Genomic DNA, 15,433 nt, shown 5'->3' on the forward strand with positions numbered 1-15,433 from the left:
GTCGATGCCGGACACCGCATTGTCGGCAAAGGCTAGTGCTCGATCTTTGTATCGAGGATCTCGAGGCTCTTCGGATTGAAGAAGGCGGCAACCTTCTCCCCTTCTGCATTGATTGCGAAAGCTTCGTAGCAACCATCTTCGCTTCGGATGGATCTGACTTTCCAACCATCGCTTTCCAGCTTTGCTTGCAGAACCTTGCGTGGTTGCCAATCGGCAATCGGTACGTTGCACCGTTCGCTTGCAACGGCCGCCGTCCCGACGGCCCAGGTTACAATTGCAACAGCGACGAGACGTTTCATGTGATCTGCTCCAGCCATTATTCATTTGTGACGCTGCATTCTTCAGCTGACATCCACCTGAAAACAGGAGAAATTCGTCACGGAATCGCAACGCGGGCAATTTCAGTTCGGCGACAGTTTGATAAGACAGTTGCGTGGTCGAAATGGAGACAAGTTCCCTTGCGTATTCTGCTTGTAGAAGACGATGCAACACTGGCGGATGCGGTGCGCACACACGTCACCCGGCACAACCATGCAGTGGATCTGGCGGAAGACAAGGAGAGTGCGCTTGCCTGTCTGGCTGGCGTTGATTACGCGCTGGTTCTACTCGATCTTCGCCTGCCGGATGGAAGCGGCCTTGATATTCTCAAGCACATCCGGCTGAAAAAGCAGATGATACCGGTGATCGTTCTGACCGCGCATGACCAGGTATCGGACCGGATCGCAGGGTTGAATGCAGGTGCTGACGACTATCTGGTCAAGCCCTTCGACCTGGATGAACTGGAAGCTCGGATCCATGCGGTTTCCAGGCGATACGGCGCCAGTCAGACGCCGATGGTCGAACTGGCCAGCTTTAAGGTCTATCCGTCCGAACATCGCATTGAAGGAAAAACCGGTGAGCGCCTTTCTCTTTCCGCGCGCGAATGGGCGGTGCTCGAATGTCTTCTTGCGCGACGCAATTCCATCGTATCGAAGTCCCAGATCGAAGAAGCGCTCTATGCTTTCGGTGCGGAAATCGAAAGCAACACGGTGGAGGTTTATGTGAGCCGTCTCCGGCGCAAACTAGGTAAGGAGATTGTCGAAACAGTTCGTGGTATCGGCTACCGGGTGGCTGAATGAGTGCGTCGAGGCCACGCAGCATTGCACGCGAACTGCGCATTTCGCTCGGATTGACCCTATTGGCTTTCTGGCTGCTGGCTGCAGGACTTGCCTTCTCCGTCATGCAGGAGGAAATGGGCGAGGTCTTCGACAGTGCTCTTCAGGAGACAGCAGAACGACTGGCACCTCTCGTCATCGATGACCTCTACACTCGAGAGGATACCAGCGCTCCCCGGAAGTTGACAGCGCTGCGCGAAAACGTGCCGGATGAGTATTTGACCTATCAGGTTCGGGATGGCTCCGGTCGCGTGCTGCTGCATTCGCATAATGTCAGCGCCGATCCTTACGATGCACCGCTGGTGGAAGGCTTCTGGAGTGGCGGCGAAAAACGTATATTCACGGTTGCTGCCGTCAGTGGCAGCATCTTCGTGCAAGTCGCAGATTCGCTCGAGCATCGGCGGGAGGCTTCGATTGAGGGCGGTACGGCACTGCTGCTGCCGCTCCTCCTGCTCCTGCCAGCGAGTCTGATCGCCGTCAGCTGGTTCGTTCGTCGAAACGTCAGCGAGGTGGATCGTTTGAAGCGCGTTATCGGACTGCGCGACAGCGGTAATCTTGCGCCCATCGATCTCAAGGATCTTCCCATCGAGCTCGAACCGTTCCAGCAGTCCGTCAACCTTCTGATCAAGCGGGTGGACGATGCACTGGAAGCAGAACGCTCCTTGACCGCCAACAGCGCCCACGAGTTGCGGACACCCATTGCAGGAGCACTTGCACAAAGCCAGCTTCTGCTTTCCGAGCTTGAGGATGGCCAGACCCGGGATCGGGCCAGACAGGTTGATGCGGCGCTGAGGAAGCTCTCGGTGCTGACGGAAAAGCTGCTGCAGCTTGCGCGTGCCGATGCGGGCATCGGTAAGTCTGCGGTCAGTTCGGATCTGTCGACGATCCTCGACATCGTGATGGAAGAATTCTTGCGCAACAGCCAAAGCGGCTCCGTTCTTCATTACCATCGTCCTGACAAAATGGTTCTCTCTCGCGAAGTAGATCCGGACGCCTTTGCCATTGCTGCCCGTAATCTGGTCGAAAATGCTCTTTCCTATCGGTCGCCTGACACGGATGTTGACATTTACCTGCAACCGGATGGCTTGCGCGTATCGAACCTCACGTCGCCCAAGACCTTGCTTCCAGTAGAAAAGCTGCGACAGCGATTTGTACGCGGCCATTCTCTTCATCCCGGCTCGGGTCTCGGGCTTGCCATCGTGGAACGGCTGGCAACCCAGATGGGCGCCCGACTTGAACTGACTGTCACGCCGCTTGCGCCCGACCAGTCTCGTTTCGATGCTAGCATCGTATTTCCCGGCCCGTGATTCTGTCTCACAGTTGTTTTCCCGCGAAATGACCGTGAACGGGATTGCGCTGCGCATAAAAACAGTCTTAGGCTTTATTGTGATGGTCTCGGTTGCCCCATGAAGCAACCGGTGAAAAGGGAATGTGGTGATGCAACGCAAGTTGCCAATGCCACGGCTGCCCCCGCAACTGTAGGCGAAGAGCGACATCCGTTATCCACTGGCGTCAGGGCCGGGAAGGGGGGTGAAGCTGCGAATCGCAAGCCAGGAGACCTGCCATCGAAGACGGACATTCGTCCGAGTATGACACACCAATCGACCGCGCGGTGGGCGCGGGGAGGCAGATATGCATATTGAACCGGGCGTCGTTGACGGCGCAAAAATCGTGCTCAGCTACGCGACAGCTTTGGCCGCGCTGGGACTGACAGCCAAAATGGCAACAGACAGTGTTCGTCGGGATGGCGGCGTCGCGTCATTCGCTTTGCGCAGCGCCATTACAACTGTTCTCGTCTTCGGCTTTTTCGAGGTCCTGCCGCATCATCCGGTCGGCATTTCGGAAGTTCACCTCATTCTTGGGTCGACCCTGTTCCTGATGTTCGGCGCAGGTGCTGCGTCCATCGGGCTTGCTGCCGGCCTCCTCATCCAGGGCCTGTTCTTCTCGCCGTTCGATCTTCCTCAGTATGGCATGAACGTGACTACATTGCTGGTTCCGCTATGGGCTATCAGCCAGCTCGCGGCCAAACTTATTCCGGCACGCACGGCCTATGTTGATGTGACCTATCGTCAGGCATTCACCCTGTCTACCGCCTATCAGGGTGGTATTGTTGCTTGGGTGGCCTTCTGGGCGCTCTATGGCCACGGGTTCACGGTCGAAAATCTTGTGAGCATCGGAAGTTTCGGCGTGGCCTATATGAGCGTTATCCTCATTGAGCCGTTGGTCGATCTGGCAGTGCTTGCAGCGGCGAAATCCTTGCGCAAATACAGCGAGGGCCCGATTTTCAGCCGTCGTCTGCATCAGGCGGCGTGACGCTGTGATCTTTTGGCCGGCGGCCTGATTTCAGGCCGCCGATCTTCAAGAGGTTATGGAACGTCGCGGTCTTCCGCCGCAGAATAGAGTTCGAACCAGTCTTCCCGCGATAGCTTGACTTTCATCGCATCGCCAATCTGGCGAATGCGTGCGATATTGTTCGTACCCATGACGGGCAGAATACTTGCCGGATGTGCGAGCAGCCACGCGATGGCAACGGCGGTGCGATCCACGCCTTGTTCGGCTGCGATGCGATCCAGCGTCCTGCCGAGGTCGGTATCATTTGCGAAAAGGCGACCACCACCGAGAGGTGACCATGCCATTGCCCGGACCTTGTCGCGTGTCATCGAACTCAGATCACCGTTCGTGAATGGGTCGCGCGCCAAAAGGCTCAGTTCGATCTGGTTGATCACCAGTTTCGTCTGCATGCGCGATTGCAGCGTTGCGAGATCCCAGGGGCGGAAATTCGAAACGCCAACGGCCCTAACTTTGCCGGACGAGACGGCGGCATCGAGAGCGCCGCCGGTTTCCGTAAAATCCATGAACGGATCGGGACGGTGGATCAGCAAAAGATCGATGTGATCCGTGCCCAGGAGACGCAGAGATCTGTCTACGGACGCGCTGATGTGCTGTGCTGAGGTATTATAATGCTTCAGCCTTGCCCCGGCGTAATCTCCCGTGGGTGCGACAATGCCGCATTTTGTAACAATTTCGATCTTGTCTCGAAGCCCGGTGCCTTTCAACGCTCTGCCAAAATGGCCTTCAACGGTGTATCCGCCGTAGATATCCGCATGATCCATAGTGGTAATACCCTGCTCAAGGCACGCTTCCACCTTGGCAATGATATGGTTTGCGGACACATCCTGATCATCGGCTAGTCGCCACATGCCATAGACGATTCTTGAAAAATCCAATCCGAACTGAATTTCAACGCGCTGCATCTGCTTCCTTTCTCGCAAAATCACGGGCTGCAGCCCGCCGCTGCCACGCGGTTTATCTTAACTTTGTGATATTGTCGAAGCGGTGATGGAAGAATGGCAGCGCTTACCGAAACAGTCGTTGCAGGCGTGGTCTGATGCGCAAAAAGGCACGATAAAGTAAGTCGAAAAGGGGAATCAAAGGCGCCCACCCTGCCACGAGTCCGAGTGGGCGGAGCGCGGGGATTGCACGCCACATTGCCGCAAACGCATGGGCACCGACATAAAGCTTGCCATTTTCTTCCGCATGGAACCGTGCCAGTGCCTCAGCACGATCAACCGGGCAACTGGCCGATGCATCGTAAATGTCTACGAAGCGGATCGCATTATCGCGGTCCAGCTTTCGCATCAGCGCAATTTCGCGACGGCAAAGCGGACATCCGCTGTCGAACCAAACTGTCACACGATGAGGATCCATTCCGTCGTACCTTTCACTTGTAACAAGTTACGCCCTCGGAAATCCGACGGATCAATGTGGACGCGAAGAGCGCTTTGACCCGGAAGGTTATTTGCTTTACGAGATCCCCAGACTGAGGCGGATGCGGGACAGACCGGACATGATGGCCTATCTCGGGCTGTTGGCAACAGCCTTTGTCGCGGCAACCATATTGCCAGCACAATCCGAAGCACTCCTTGCCTACCTCGTCGTCCAGGCTGAACAACCGGTTGTTATGCTCGTTGTTTTTGCCACTATCGGGAATGTCGCAGGATCCGTCGTGAACTGGGCGCTTGGTCGTGGGATCGAACGTTTTCGTACTCGGCGCTGGTTTCCGGTCTCCGAAGATGGTCTCAATCAAGCAAGCCACTGGTACGAAAAATACGGCCGATGGTCTCTGTTGGCGAGTTGGGTTCCGATCATTGGTGATCCGATCACGGTTGTCGCGGGCATACTACGAGAACCACTGGCAAGCTTTATCATCTTCGTTACGATCGCAAAGTTTGCGCGCTATTGCGTCATCGCAGCGCTAGCATCCAATGCATTTTGAAGCATGTGCCGGTCTCGACTGTTCAAGAATATTCCAGATCACCGTCTGTAGGCGGGCGATTCTTTGCGTGAAGCGAACTGGATGTCGATCAGACTTTCTCCGCGCTAATCGCCAAAGTGAAACAGATTTCTTAATAGCGGGACCTTCGTTGACTAAGTCGACCCGTTCGGTAGTCTTAAGCCATCAACTGGAGGGAAGTTGCCATGTCGAAAAATATTTGCACTCTGAGGTTTGCCATAGCCGGTGTCCTTGCATCGCTTCTAATGGCACCGGCCGTGCATGCCGACACGACACTGTTGAATGCTTCTTATGACCCGACACGCGAGTTCTATAAGGACTTCAACGCGGCCTTCGCCAAACACTATAAAGCGCAAGCGGGTGAGACCGTGACGATCCAGCAGTCTCATGGCGGCTCAGGCAAGCAGGCGCGTTCTGTTATCGATGGCCTCGAAGCCGATGTGGTGACGCTGGCTCTGGAAAGCGACATCGACGCCATTGTGCAGAATGGCGGGAAGATAAAGCCAGACTGGCGCGCTCGCCTCGGCAACAACTCTTCTCCGTATACCTCCACGATCGTTTTCCTTGTCCGGAAGGGCAATCCCAAGGGCATCAAGAACTGGGGTGATCTGGTCAAGGGTGACGTGAAGATCGTTACGCCAAACCCGAAGACTTCCGGTGGCGCGCGCTGGAACTACCTCGCGGCATGGGCTTGGGCGAACGAGGAGTTCAAGGGCGACCAGGCCAAGATCAAGGCTTACATCGCAGATCTATACAAGCGTGCTCCAGTGCTGGATAGCGGCGCCCGCGGCTCGACGGTCACCTTTGCGCAGCGCGAGATCGGCGATGTTCTGCTGGCGTGGGAAAACGAAGCCTTTCTCGCTGGTGAAGAATTCGGCAAGGATGCATTTGAAATCGTCGTGCCGCCCATCTCCATCCTTGCAGAGCCGCCGGTTGCTGTGGTTGACGCCAATGTGGATGCCAAGGGAACACGCAAGGTCGCTGAAGCTTACCTGAACTACCTGTATTCCGATGAGGGTCAGAACCTTGCGGCGAAACACTTCTATCGCCCAGCGAACCGTGCGGTCGTAAAGCCGGAACTACTGAAGGCCTTGCCAGACATCAAGCTTGTCACCATTGATGATCCGCAGTTCGGTGGTTGGAAGAAAACGCAGCCTGAGCACTTTGGTGATGGCGGTATCTTCGACCAGATCTATAAGCCGGCACGCTGAGGAGTGCACCTGATATGACATCAACCACCGCTTCGACGCGGTGGCGATTGAAGGAGCCGAGCATCATCCCAGGTTTTGGGTTGACCCTCGGCTTTTCGCTCGCCTACCTCTGCCTCATCATCCTGATACCGCTTGCCGGGCTCATATTCCGCGCCAGCTCGCTCTCGGCATCCGAATTTCTGTCCATCCTGACGGATGAGCGGACACTGGCAGCCCTCAAGATCAGCTTCGGAACTGCGCTGATCGCAGCCCTGATCAATGTCGTCTTCGGCGTTTTGATCTGTTGGGTTTTGGTTCGGTACGATTTCCCTGGCCGTCGCCTGATCGATGCGATGGTGGATCTTCCGTTCGCCTTGCCGACGGCGGTCGCAGGCATTGCACTGAGTGCGCTCTATGCGCCGAAAGGATGGATAGGCGCATGGTTCACGCCCTTCGATATCCGTATCGCCTACACACCGATTGGTATCACGATAGCACTGATCTTCATCGGTCTGCCGTTTGTGGTCCGTACGGTGCAGCCGGTGATGGAAGAGATTGATCGCGAGGTCGAGGAGGCTGCAGCCACGCTTGGTGCGAACCGTTTTCAGACCGTCTTCAAGGTCTTGTTGCCCAGCCTTCTTCCCGCGATCATGACGGGTTTCGCTCTGGCCTTTGCGCGCGGTGTCGGCGAATACGGTTCGGTCGTCTTTATTGCCGGAAACATCCCTTACGTTTCCGAGATCGCTCCATTGTTGATCGTGATCCGCTTGGAAGAGTTCAATTATGCTGGTGCGACGGCGATTGCGACAATCATGCTGGTTATCTCATTTGCCATGCTTTTGATCATCAATCTGATCCAGTCGTGGAGCAGGGGGAGGTACGGCAATGGCTGATCGCGCAACTCGCTTCGTCAATCCTGTCGACGAGAGGATCGGAACCAAGATCGTCCTGACATCGATTGGCGGACTGTATCTCGCCTTCTTTCTCTTCCTGCCGCTGGTCGCCGTGTTCATCGAGGCCTTCCGCAACGGTGCTGCCAGCTATTGGGAAGCTTTGGTGGAGCCGGATGCCGCTGCGGCCATCCGGCTGACGCTTCTCGTTGCAGCAATAGCGGTTCCTTTGAACCTCGTGTTCGGCGTTGCTGCGGCCTGGGCGATCGCAAAGTTCGAGTTCAAGGGAAAAGCTTTCCTCATAACACTCATCGATCTGCCGTTTTCGATCTCGCCGGTCATTTCGGGTCTGGTTTATGTGCTTCTTTTTGGAAGCCATAGTGTGCTGGGACCTATCTTGAAGAGCTATGGGATCGAAATCCTCTTTGCTGTTCCAGGTATTGTGCTGGCGACGGTGTTCGTGACATTCCCATTTGTCGCACGCGAACTGATACCGTTGATGCAGGACCAGGGATCGGGAGATGAGGAAGCAGCACTTTCTCTTGGCGCTTCCGGCTGGCAAACCTTCTGGTACGTTACGCTTCCAAACATCAAGTGGGGTCTGCTCTACGGCGTCCTTCTTTGTAATGCGCGCGCCATGGGGGAATTCGGTGCGGTGTCTGTTGTGTCTGGCCATATTCGCGGACTGACCAACACGATGCCTCTGCACGTGGAAATCCTCTACAATGAATACAATATGGCGGCCGCCTTTGCGGTTGCCTCCCTGCTGGCAGCGCTCGCACTCGTGACGCTCGCGCTGAAGACGCTTCTGGAAATACGATTTGGCGCTGGTAATGCCGGCGGTCGACATTAAGGGCATAATGATGGAAGTAACCGTATCAAACGTCACCAAGGAATTTGCCCGGTTTCCGGCTCTCAACGATGTTTCTCTCGATATTCGCTCCGGTGAACTGATTGCCCTGCTTGGTCCGTCAGGTTCCGGAAAGACCACGCTTTTGCGCCTCATCGCTGGACTCGATCAACCTACGAACGGGAAAATTCTGTTCGGTAGAGAGGACGCCTCCCATAAGAGCGTTCAGGAGCGCAACATCGGATTTGTCTTCCAGCATTACGCGCTGTTTCGGCATATGACGGTGGCTGATAATATCGCGTTCGGTTTGAATGTTCGTCCGTCCTCAACGCGTCCCCCAAAGGCCGAGATCCGCAAGCGTGTTGCCGACCTCCTTGAGATGGTGCAGCTTTCGGGCCTGGAAAAGCGCTATCCCAACCAGTTGTCTGGCGGTCAGCGCCAGCGCGTTGCTCTGGCGCGTGCCATGGCAATCGAGCCGCGGGTTCTTCTGCTGGACGAGCCTTTTGGCGCATTGGATGCCAAAGTTCGCAAGGAGCTGCGTAAATGGCTCCGCGAGTTCCACGATCGGACGGGCCATACGACCGTGTTCGTTACCCATGATCAGGAAGAAGCTCTGGAATTGGCCGATCGCGTCGTGGTGATGAGCCAGGGCAAGATTGAGCAAGTTGGATCAGCAGACGATGTTTACGACAAGCCCGGCTCTCCCTTCGTGCATCGCTTCATCGGTGAGGCATCGGAATTGCCGGTTCGTGTTGAAAATGGAGAGGTGTGGCTTGACGATCGCACGGTCGGCCTGAAGGCCGATGGCGCAGCCGAAGGTCCGTCATCGCTGTTTTTCCGTCCGCACGACATTGAATTCCTCAGTGGCTGTGGCGGTTGCTTTGATGGTGTCGTGGTCGGTAGCCGACGGCTTGCCGGCGCCCGCCGTCTGGAACTTGAGCTAGGCGGCAGCCAGTACCGGGTGGAAGTCGATGTGCCCGTCGATCACCCGGCTGCCTTGAGGAGCCAGATTAACTTTCGGCCCAAGCATTGGCAGCTGTTTTCCAGAAGCGTTTGAACTGGTTCGCGAGAGGCTGTGAGGCGCATTCTCTCGCAATGACCTTCGGGGCATTCGGCTTGAAACGATGAGATGAACTATCAGAAGGTGGGCGGTGTATTGACCCAGATCAGCACCGTTTCACCGTCATGGATGTTTCTCCATGAGTGTAGGCGTGTGCTTTCGAAATAAAAGCTGTCGCCCGCCGCAAGTTCAAAGAAGTTTGAACCATCCAGCATAATCTCAAGGTTTCCGCTGAGAATATGTAGAAACTCCTCACCCGGATGCCTGTAGGCCCCTTCGCTCGAGGCGCCGGGTGCTAGTACAAACCGATGGCATTCCATCTGGTTGCGTCCTTCCGCCAGGCACTGAATGGTGACTCCTGAAAAGGTCGTCGGCCAGGTCGACCATTTGCCGGATCGGATCAGTGATTCCGCGCCGCTTGATTCCTCCTGTCCACTCAGGGACGTGATTGTCGTGCCGAAATAGTTGGCGAGATCATGCATCCCTTTTAGCGACAACCCTTGCGATGTCCTCTCAAATGTCGAGAGAAGGGAAATCGGAATATCGAGATCGCGCGCCACGGCATCCAGGGTCTTGCTCGCCTCTCGTCGCATACGTCTGATTTTCTGGCCAATCGATAGATTGGAGCCTGGAGGAAGCTCTTCCTCGTTAGAGACGCTGTCAGTGTCTGCATCTACAGGATCTTGCTTCAACTGCTCTCGGATTGCCGCCGGGTTCAGTCCTTTTTCGGTTCTGAGGTAGCTGATCATTTTCAGACGGTCGATGTGTGAACTGTCAAACAGCCGCTGCCCAGACGCGGTCCGGATCGGCTCAATCAAACCTTGGCTTTCCCATAGGCGCAGGGTCGACGGTGAAACCCCCGCCATGCGCGCCGCCTCTGCAATCTTGAATAGGATTGTATCCACTTTGCCGCTGCTCAAAACTTCTGCTCCGTTCATGCTGCAATAATGTGTCGAACACCGATTGTAAAACTACAGAAAAAATGTAAGAAATTAGTCGAGAGCAATTTCTCGTTCCGGATTCTTTTCAAAGAGGGGCGCAGCATGAATAATCAGGAATTGGCGGTTCGCCGCAGCGACGCAATTTCGCGCGGTGTGGGTGTGAGCACGAGTGTATACGCAGAGCGCGCCGAGAACGCGGAAATCTGGGATGTGGAAGGCCGCCGCTATATTGACTTTGCTGCGGGTATCGCTGTCGTCAACACAGGGCATCGGCATCCGAAGGTCATGGCTGCGGTTCGTGATCAGCTCGAGCATTTTACTCATACCTGCCATCAGGTCATTCCTTACGAGAACTATATTCGTTTGGCAGAGCGTCTCAATGATGCCGTACCAGGGGACTTTCCCAAGAAGACGATCTTCGTGACGACGGGCGCGGAAGCAGTCGAGAATGCAGTAAAAATTGCCCGAGCTGCCACAAATCGGTCAGCGGTCATTGCCTTTACCGGCGCGTTCCACGGCAGGACATTCATGGGCATGACGCTCACCGGCAAAGTGGTGCCTTACAAGACGGGGTTCGGTGCCATGATGCCGGATGTCTTTCACGTACCGTTTCCGGTTGCTCTTCACGGCACAACCGTCGAAGATACGCTCGGTGTTCTCGATAAACTGTTCAAGGCTGATGTCGATCCGAACCGGGTTGCTGCTTTCATCGTGGAGCCCGTTCAGGGCGAGGGCGGATTTTACGAAGTGCCGCGCGTGTTCATGGCAAAGCTGCGCGAGCTCGCTGACAAGCACGGTATCCTTCTGATTGCAGATGAAGTGCAGACCGGGTTTGCGCGCACCGGCAAGCTATTTGCCATGGAGCATTATGGCGTTCATGCTGATCTGACGACCATGGCGAAAGGCCTGGGAGGCGGATTCCCTATCGCCGCTGTTACAGGTCGCGCCGACATCATGGACGCGCCTGGGCCGGGAGGCCTTGGTGGCACTTATGGCGGAAACCCAATCGGCATTGCCGCGGGCAATGCGGTCCTTGATGTGATAGAAGAGGAAGCGCTCTGCGAACGCGCAGACCAGCTTGGCGCGCGGCTGAAGCAGCGATTGCACTCACTGACGGAAGCCGTTCCGCAGATCGCGGATATTCGTGGACCTGGGTTCATGAATGCTGTCGAATTCAATCTCCCTCACTCGGCCACTCCGAATCCGGATTTCACGAACAAGGTGAGACTTCGGGCGCTGGAAAAGGGCTTGATCCTCTTGACCTGCGGCGTCTACGGCAATGTGATCCGCTTTCTCGCGCCGATCACCATCCAGGACGATATCTTTGCGGAAGCGCTTGATATTCTGGAAACCACGCTTCGCGAATGCGCGGCGGAGGCTTGATCCGTGTCGGTCTCTTCCGTGCTCTCATCACGGATCAAAGATCCGTCCTTGCTTGTCGATGCCGCACTGATCGGTGACTGCTGGATCGGGCGGAGCGAGACAGGCGAAACATTTGAAGTCACCAATCCGGCAACTGGGGAGGTGCTTGCTGTATTGCCCGATATGGGGCGGGCGGAAACGGCAAATGCAATAGAGGCGGCGCATAGGGCTCAGAAAGCGTGGGCCGCGAAAACGGGTAAGGAGCGCGCCGGTGTATTGCGGCGCTTCTACGATCTGATCGTGGCGCATGCTGATGATCTGGCAATCATCCTGACCTCGGAAATGGGTAAGCCCCTTGCCGAGGCCAAAGGCGAAGTTCTTTACGGCGCTTCCTATGTGGAATGGTTTGGCGAAGAGGCAAAGCGCATTTACGGCGATACCATCCCGGGGCATCAGCCAAACAAACGCATTATCGTCCTGAAGCAACCCGTTGGTGTCGTGGCGTCGATCACGCCGTGGAATTTCCCCAATGCGATGCTCGCTCGAAAGCTTGCACCTGCCTTGGCGGCTGGCTGTGCCATGGTTTCCAAACCGGCAGCGGAAACTCCGCTTTCTGCGTTGGCGCTCGCCGTTCTGGCGCAACGGGCGGGCTTGGCGCCAGGACTTTTCAACGTCGTCCTGTCCACGGATTCAGCGAGTATTGGGCAGGAGATGTGTGCGAACAACAAAGTTCGCAAACTGACCTTCACCGGGTCCACCAATGTCGGCAAAATCCTTATGCGGCAGGGGGCGGATCAGGTTTTGAAGCTTGGGCTGGAGCTTGGCGGCAACGCACCTTTCATCGTCTTTGATGATGCGGATCTCGATGCCGCAGTAGAAGGCGCGATGGTCTCCAAATTTCGAAACAACGGCCAGACCTGCGTTTGTGCGAACCGGCTCTATGTGCAATCCGGCATCTATGACGCGTTCGCAGCCCGGCTTACGGAACGTGTAGCACAGCTGAAGATTGGCAATGGTTTCGAGGAAGGCGTCCAGGCGGGCCCGCTTATTTCATCCAAGGCGCTTTCCAAGGTTGAAGAACATATCTCCGATGCTCTCGCGCAGGGAGCCACCGTGACGACCGGTGGGAAACGCGATGGTCGGGGCGATCTCTTCTTTCAGCCAACGGTGCTGACGGATGTGACATCGACGATGAAGGTCGCGCGGGAAGAGACCTTCGGCCCGGTCGCACCGCTCTTCCGCTTCGAGACCGAGGAAGAGGTGGTCGAGCTTGCAAACGATACCGAGTTCGGTTTGGCCTCCTACTTCTATGCCAAGGATCTATCCAAGGTTTTCCGTGTGGCAGAAGCCTTGGAATATGGAATGGTTGGCATCAATACCGGATTGATTTCCACAGAAGTTGCTCCTTTTGGAGGCATCAAACAGTCCGGACAGGGGCGTGAAGGCTCGAAATACGGCATCGAGGACTATCTCGAAATCAAATATCTCTGCGTCTCCATATGACCACCGGCCCTCACTGTATCTAAATTGGAAACGGTGATGGCGTAATTGTTCATCTTTTGAAGTCATCTGGCAAATGTCATCTTTCACGCAACGGAAGCAATGTCTCGCTTCCAACGTGAAAGGAAATGAAGATGACCCTGATCCACGAAAATATGAGCCGCGGTCGTACAAATACCGGTTGGCTTGACAGCTTTCACACGTTTTCCTTCGGGGGTTTTCAGGATCCGACCCGCATGGGGTTTGGCGCACTTCGTGTGATCAATGAAGATCGGATTGCGCCGGGATCCGGCTTCTCGGAACACGGGCACGCCGACATGGATATCCTGACAATCGTGCTATCTGGCCGCTTGGAACATCGCGATACGCTGGGCAATATCGCAACCATTGCTCCCGGTGAAGCTCAGTTGATGTATGCCGGTAGTGGCGTGCGCCATTCGGAGATGAATGGTTCAGCCGACGCACCTGCTCATTTCCTGCAAATCTGGTTGATCCCGGATGTTCGCAATGGTCTGCCCACGTATCAGCAGGCGCCCTTGCCGATTGGAGACGCGATGACTGGTGGATGGCAAGTTCTTGCAGCAGGCGGTGATGCGAAGGCGCCTCTGCGACTGAATTCAGATACTCGACTCTTGATTGCGAACGTCACGGAGGGGGCACGGCTTCCTGTACCATCGTCGCCCAAACGGTTGACCTTCGTGCATAACATCGAGGGTCTGGCGATGGTCGACGGTGAGCGTCTTTCGTCGGGAGAAGGGATCCAGTTGGGAGCTGGTTCGGTTCCCGACCTTGAATGGGTGACTGACGGGAAGGCGCTGCTGTTCGATATGCACCGTTAATGGTATCAGGCAGCCTGCGCAGGAAGTGGCTTGTTTCTGCGCAGGTTGAACAGGTTGCCGGCCAGGATCAGGGCTGCGCCGCAGGCGGTGAACACGTCGATCGCTTCCGCATAAAGCAGATAACCAATGACGGCGGAAAGCGGCACTCTGAGATAATCCATCGGCATCACCACGGTGGCATCTGCATAGGAAAGTGCTTTTGCCATGCAGAAATGGGCAAATGTACCGGAAAACGCGATCAGAAAGATCCAGGGCCACAGACCGACCGATGGCCAGACCCAGACATTGAGGGCTGGAGTAAAGCCGATAACCGACTGGATGATCAGCATCCAGAAAATGATCTTGGTGGCACTGTCACGCCTTGTGAGTGCTTTGGTCGTGATAAAGGATACCGCGAAGACAAAGGCTGCACCCAGGACTACGAGCTGGCCGGGATTGATGGTTGTGCCACCGGGCCTGACAATAATGATAACGCCGACGAGGCCCAGCAGAATCGCGAGCGATTTTCTCCAAGTCAGCTTTTCACCGAGAAAGGCTGCGGCCATCAGGGCGGTCCAGATCGGCGCGGTAAACTCGATTGCGATCACCTGCGCCATCGGAATCATGGTCAGCCCCATGAGCCATAAAAACTGGCCGACATAATGTGCACCATTGCGGACGATATGGCTGAACAGGATCCGCGTGCGCATGGCGCGGAAGCCACCCTCCCGATACACGAATGGCAGCAGCATAAAAAATGCGATGACAGATCGCATTTCCATGACCTGAAAAACGTTCAGCTCTTTCGTCGTCGCACGACCTGAAACTGCCATCAGGAGCAACAGGGCGATTGAAGCCAGCATCCACGCCGCTGCCTTGAGTGAGTTGGGCCGGGTCTCTGACATCGCTAATTCTTCTTTAACTGGTGCAAGCTGCCACCTCATTTTGGCTTGCGCCTGCTCCACGAGGCAAGGAGCGGCAGGACCAGATATTTGAGGCATATCTAATTCGTTCCCGTCGTTACCGGTTTTATGTGCCAGACACCAATTCAAATTTGTACATTCTGATCCAAATGCGTTGATCAATCAGTTTCTGCAATTGCTACTCAAGGCAGATGCTCACATGCATCTACCTTGAGGGGTGAAGTCAATCTCAGGGTTGTATTGGAATGCCTGGAAGGATCGACCCGTTCAAATTCCTTGGCCATGATGGCGAAATGGCCGCACTCATCCGCAAGTTTGAATGGCGCCAGACACCCCTGGGCGATGTGTCATCCTGGCCTCAATCTCTGAAAACGGCGATTGCGCTGCTGATCCAGTCTCCGGTTCCGATTGTCATGCTATGGGGGGAAGCTGGTCAGGCGCAAGCCTGAAG

General features: G+C 55.7%; 17 protein-coding genes and 1 riboswitch. Of the genes, 12 read left to right on the forward strand and 5 right to left on the reverse strand.

Annotated features, from left to right (window positions below; genetic code table 11):
- Positions 1-32: 32 nt before the first annotated feature.
- Positions 33-299 carry a PepSY domain-containing protein gene (locus E8M78_RS01460; RefSeq protein ID WP_137133371.1) on the reverse strand — a complete coding sequence of 89 codons (267 nt, stop codon included), beginning with the start codon at positions 297-299 and terminating at the stop codon, positions 33-35.
- Positions 300-458: 159 nt separating this feature from the next.
- Here E8M78_RS01460 and E8M78_RS01465 point away from each other — a divergent pair, with 159 nt between their 5' ends.
- The 3 genes from E8M78_RS01465 (at position 459) to E8M78_RS01475 (ending at position 3,467) form a co-directional block, all read left to right on the forward strand.
- On the forward strand, positions 459-1,118 hold the full coding sequence (locus E8M78_RS01465) for a response regulator transcription factor (protein ID WP_137133372.1): 660 nt from the start codon (positions 459-461) through the stop codon (positions 1,116-1,118).
- On the forward strand, positions 1,115-2,461 hold the full coding sequence (locus E8M78_RS01470) for a histidine kinase dimerization/phospho-acceptor domain-containing protein (protein WP_137133373.1): 1,347 nt from the start codon (positions 1,115-1,117) through the stop codon (positions 2,459-2,461). Before E8M78_RS01465 ends, E8M78_RS01470 begins: the two co-directional genes overlap by 4 nt.
- Before the next feature lie 69 nt (positions 2,462-2,530).
- Positions 2,531-2,736, forward strand: a riboswitch (cobalamin riboswitch).
- 50 nt (positions 2,737-2,786) lie between these two features.
- Positions 2,787-3,467, forward strand: coding sequence for an energy-coupling factor ABC transporter permease (locus E8M78_RS01475; protein WP_137133374.1), 681 nt, complete (start codon positions 2,787-2,789; stop codon positions 3,465-3,467).
- Between the two features lie 53 nt (positions 3,468-3,520).
- Here the strand turns inward: E8M78_RS01475 and E8M78_RS01480 are convergent, their stop codons facing one another.
- Both E8M78_RS01480 and E8M78_RS01485 read right to left on the reverse strand, forming a co-directional pair.
- Complete coding sequence (locus E8M78_RS01480) at positions 3,521-4,408, reverse strand: aldo/keto reductase (protein ID WP_137133375.1); 888 nt, start codon at positions 4,406-4,408, stop codon at positions 3,521-3,523.
- 103 nt (positions 4,409-4,511) lie between these two features.
- Entirely contained in the window at positions 4,512-4,862 is a 351-nt protein-coding gene (locus E8M78_RS01485) for a DUF393 domain-containing protein (protein WP_137133376.1), read from the reverse strand.
- 121 nt (positions 4,863-4,983) lie between these two features.
- Between E8M78_RS01485 and E8M78_RS01490 the strand changes: the two genes are divergently transcribed.
- The 5 genes from E8M78_RS01490 (at position 4,984) to E8M78_RS01510 (ending at position 9,435) form a co-directional block, all read left to right on the forward strand.
- Positions 4,984-5,430 carry a YqaA family protein gene (locus E8M78_RS01490; protein ID WP_246658188.1) on the forward strand — a complete coding sequence of 149 codons (447 nt, stop codon included), beginning with the start codon at positions 4,984-4,986 and terminating at the stop codon, positions 5,428-5,430.
- Positions 5,431-5,633: 203 nt separating this feature from the next.
- Positions 5,634-6,659: a sulfate ABC transporter substrate-binding protein gene (locus E8M78_RS01495; protein ID WP_137133377.1), complete on the forward strand. Its 1,026-nt coding sequence runs from the start codon at positions 5,634-5,636 to the stop codon at positions 6,657-6,659.
- A gap of 14 nt (positions 6,660-6,673) precedes the next feature.
- Positions 6,674-7,531 (forward strand): sulfate ABC transporter permease subunit CysT, encoded by an 858-nt coding sequence (gene cysT, locus E8M78_RS01500; RefSeq protein WP_137133378.1) that lies wholly within the window; start codon positions 6,674-6,676, stop codon positions 7,529-7,531.
- Entirely contained in the window at positions 7,524-8,381 is an 858-nt protein-coding gene (gene cysW, locus E8M78_RS01505) for a sulfate ABC transporter permease subunit CysW (RefSeq protein ID WP_062556393.1), read from the forward strand. Before cysT ends, cysW begins: the two co-directional genes overlap by 8 nt.
- Positions 8,382-8,391: 10 nt before the next feature.
- Entirely contained in the window at positions 8,392-9,435 is a 1,044-nt protein-coding gene (locus E8M78_RS01510; protein ID WP_137133412.1) for a sulfate/molybdate ABC transporter ATP-binding protein, read from the forward strand.
- A gap of 80 nt (positions 9,436-9,515) precedes the next feature.
- Here E8M78_RS01510 and E8M78_RS01515 read toward each other — a convergent pair whose 3' ends face one another.
- Positions 9,516-10,376: a MerR family transcriptional regulator gene (locus tag E8M78_RS01515; RefSeq protein WP_137133379.1), complete on the reverse strand. Its 861-nt coding sequence runs from the start codon at positions 10,374-10,376 to the stop codon at positions 9,516-9,518.
- Positions 10,377-10,481: 105 nt separating this feature from the next.
- Here E8M78_RS01515 and E8M78_RS01520 point away from each other — a divergent pair, with 105 nt between their 5' ends.
- From E8M78_RS01520 to E8M78_RS01530, 3 genes are all read left to right on the forward strand, one after another.
- Positions 10,482-11,762, forward strand: a complete 1,281-nt coding sequence (locus E8M78_RS01520) for a 4-aminobutyrate--2-oxoglutarate transaminase (RefSeq protein ID WP_137133380.1) — start codon at positions 10,482-10,484, stop codon at positions 11,760-11,762.
- Positions 11,763-11,765: 3 nt separating this feature from the next.
- Entirely contained in the window at positions 11,766-13,244 is a 1,479-nt protein-coding gene (locus E8M78_RS01525; protein WP_137133381.1) for an NAD-dependent succinate-semialdehyde dehydrogenase, read from the forward strand.
- A gap of 131 nt (positions 13,245-13,375) precedes the next feature.
- Positions 13,376-14,080: a pirin-like bicupin family protein gene (locus E8M78_RS01530; protein ID WP_170973288.1), complete on the forward strand. Its 705-nt coding sequence runs from the start codon at positions 13,376-13,378 to the stop codon at positions 14,078-14,080.
- A gap of 5 nt (positions 14,081-14,085) precedes the next feature.
- On the opposite strand, the gene E8M78_RS01535 is transcribed toward E8M78_RS01530, so the two are convergent.
- Positions 14,086-14,964: a DMT family transporter gene (locus E8M78_RS01535; RefSeq protein WP_170973289.1), complete on the reverse strand. Its 879-nt coding sequence runs from the start codon at positions 14,962-14,964 to the stop codon at positions 14,086-14,088.
- A 263-nt stretch (positions 14,965-15,227) separates the two neighbouring features.
- Here E8M78_RS01535 and E8M78_RS01540 point away from each other — a divergent pair, with 263 nt between their 5' ends.
- On the forward strand, positions 15,228-15,431 hold the full coding sequence (locus E8M78_RS01540) for a hypothetical protein (RefSeq protein WP_137133383.1): 204 nt from the start codon (positions 15,228-15,230) through the stop codon (positions 15,429-15,431).
- The last annotated feature ends 2 nt before the right edge of the window (positions 15,432-15,433 follow it).

The organism is Rhizobium sp. FKY42, from assembly GCF_005222835.1.
In the GTDB taxonomy this organism is placed as follows: domain Bacteria; phylum Pseudomonadota; class Alphaproteobacteria; order Rhizobiales; family Rhizobiaceae; genus Neorhizobium.

Bases quoted from the DNA above. Each gene is read 5' to 3' on its own strand.
- E8M78_RS01460 (WP_137133371.1), bottom strand. From the start codon at position 299: ATGAAACGTCTCGTCGCTGTTGCAATTGTAACCTGGGCCGTCGGGACG.
- E8M78_RS01470 (WP_137133373.1), top strand. From the start codon at position 1,115: ATGAGTGCGTCGAGGCCACGCAGCATTGCACGCGAACTGCGCATTTCG.
- E8M78_RS01475 (WP_137133374.1), top strand. From the start codon at position 2,787: ATGCATATTGAACCGGGCGTCGTTGACGGCGCAAAAATCGTGCTCAGC.
- E8M78_RS01480 (WP_137133375.1), bottom strand. From the start codon at position 4,408: ATGCAGCGCGTTGAAATTCAGTTCGGATTGGATTTTTCAAGAATCGTC.
- E8M78_RS01485 (WP_137133376.1), bottom strand. From the start codon at position 4,862: ATGGATCCTCATCGTGTGACAGTTTGGTTCGACAGCGGATGTCCGCTT.
- E8M78_RS01490 (WP_246658188.1), top strand. From the start codon at position 4,984: ATGCGGGACAGACCGGACATGATGGCCTATCTCGGGCTGTTGGCAACA.
- E8M78_RS01495 (WP_137133377.1), top strand. From the start codon at position 5,634: ATGTCGAAAAATATTTGCACTCTGAGGTTTGCCATAGCCGGTGTCCTT.
- cysT (WP_137133378.1), top strand. From the start codon at position 6,674: ATGACATCAACCACCGCTTCGACGCGGTGGCGATTGAAGGAGCCGAGC.
- cysW (WP_062556393.1), top strand. From the start codon at position 7,524: ATGGCTGATCGCGCAACTCGCTTCGTCAATCCTGTCGACGAGAGGATC.
- E8M78_RS01510 (WP_137133412.1), top strand. From the start codon at position 8,392: ATGGAAGTAACCGTATCAAACGTCACCAAGGAATTTGCCCGGTTTCCG.
- E8M78_RS01515 (WP_137133379.1), bottom strand. From the start codon at position 10,376: ATGAACGGAGCAGAAGTTTTGAGCAGCGGCAAAGTGGATACAATCCTA.
- E8M78_RS01520 (WP_137133380.1), top strand. From the start codon at position 10,482: ATGAATAATCAGGAATTGGCGGTTCGCCGCAGCGACGCAATTTCGCGC.
- E8M78_RS01530 (WP_170973288.1), top strand. From the start codon at position 13,376: ATGACCCTGATCCACGAAAATATGAGCCGCGGTCGTACAAATACCGGT.
- E8M78_RS01535 (WP_170973289.1), bottom strand. From the start codon at position 14,964: ATGTCAGAGACCCGGCCCAACTCACTCAAGGCAGCGGCGTGGATGCTG.
- E8M78_RS01540 (WP_137133383.1), top strand. From the start codon at position 15,228: ATGCCTGGAAGGATCGACCCGTTCAAATTCCTTGGCCATGATGGCGAA.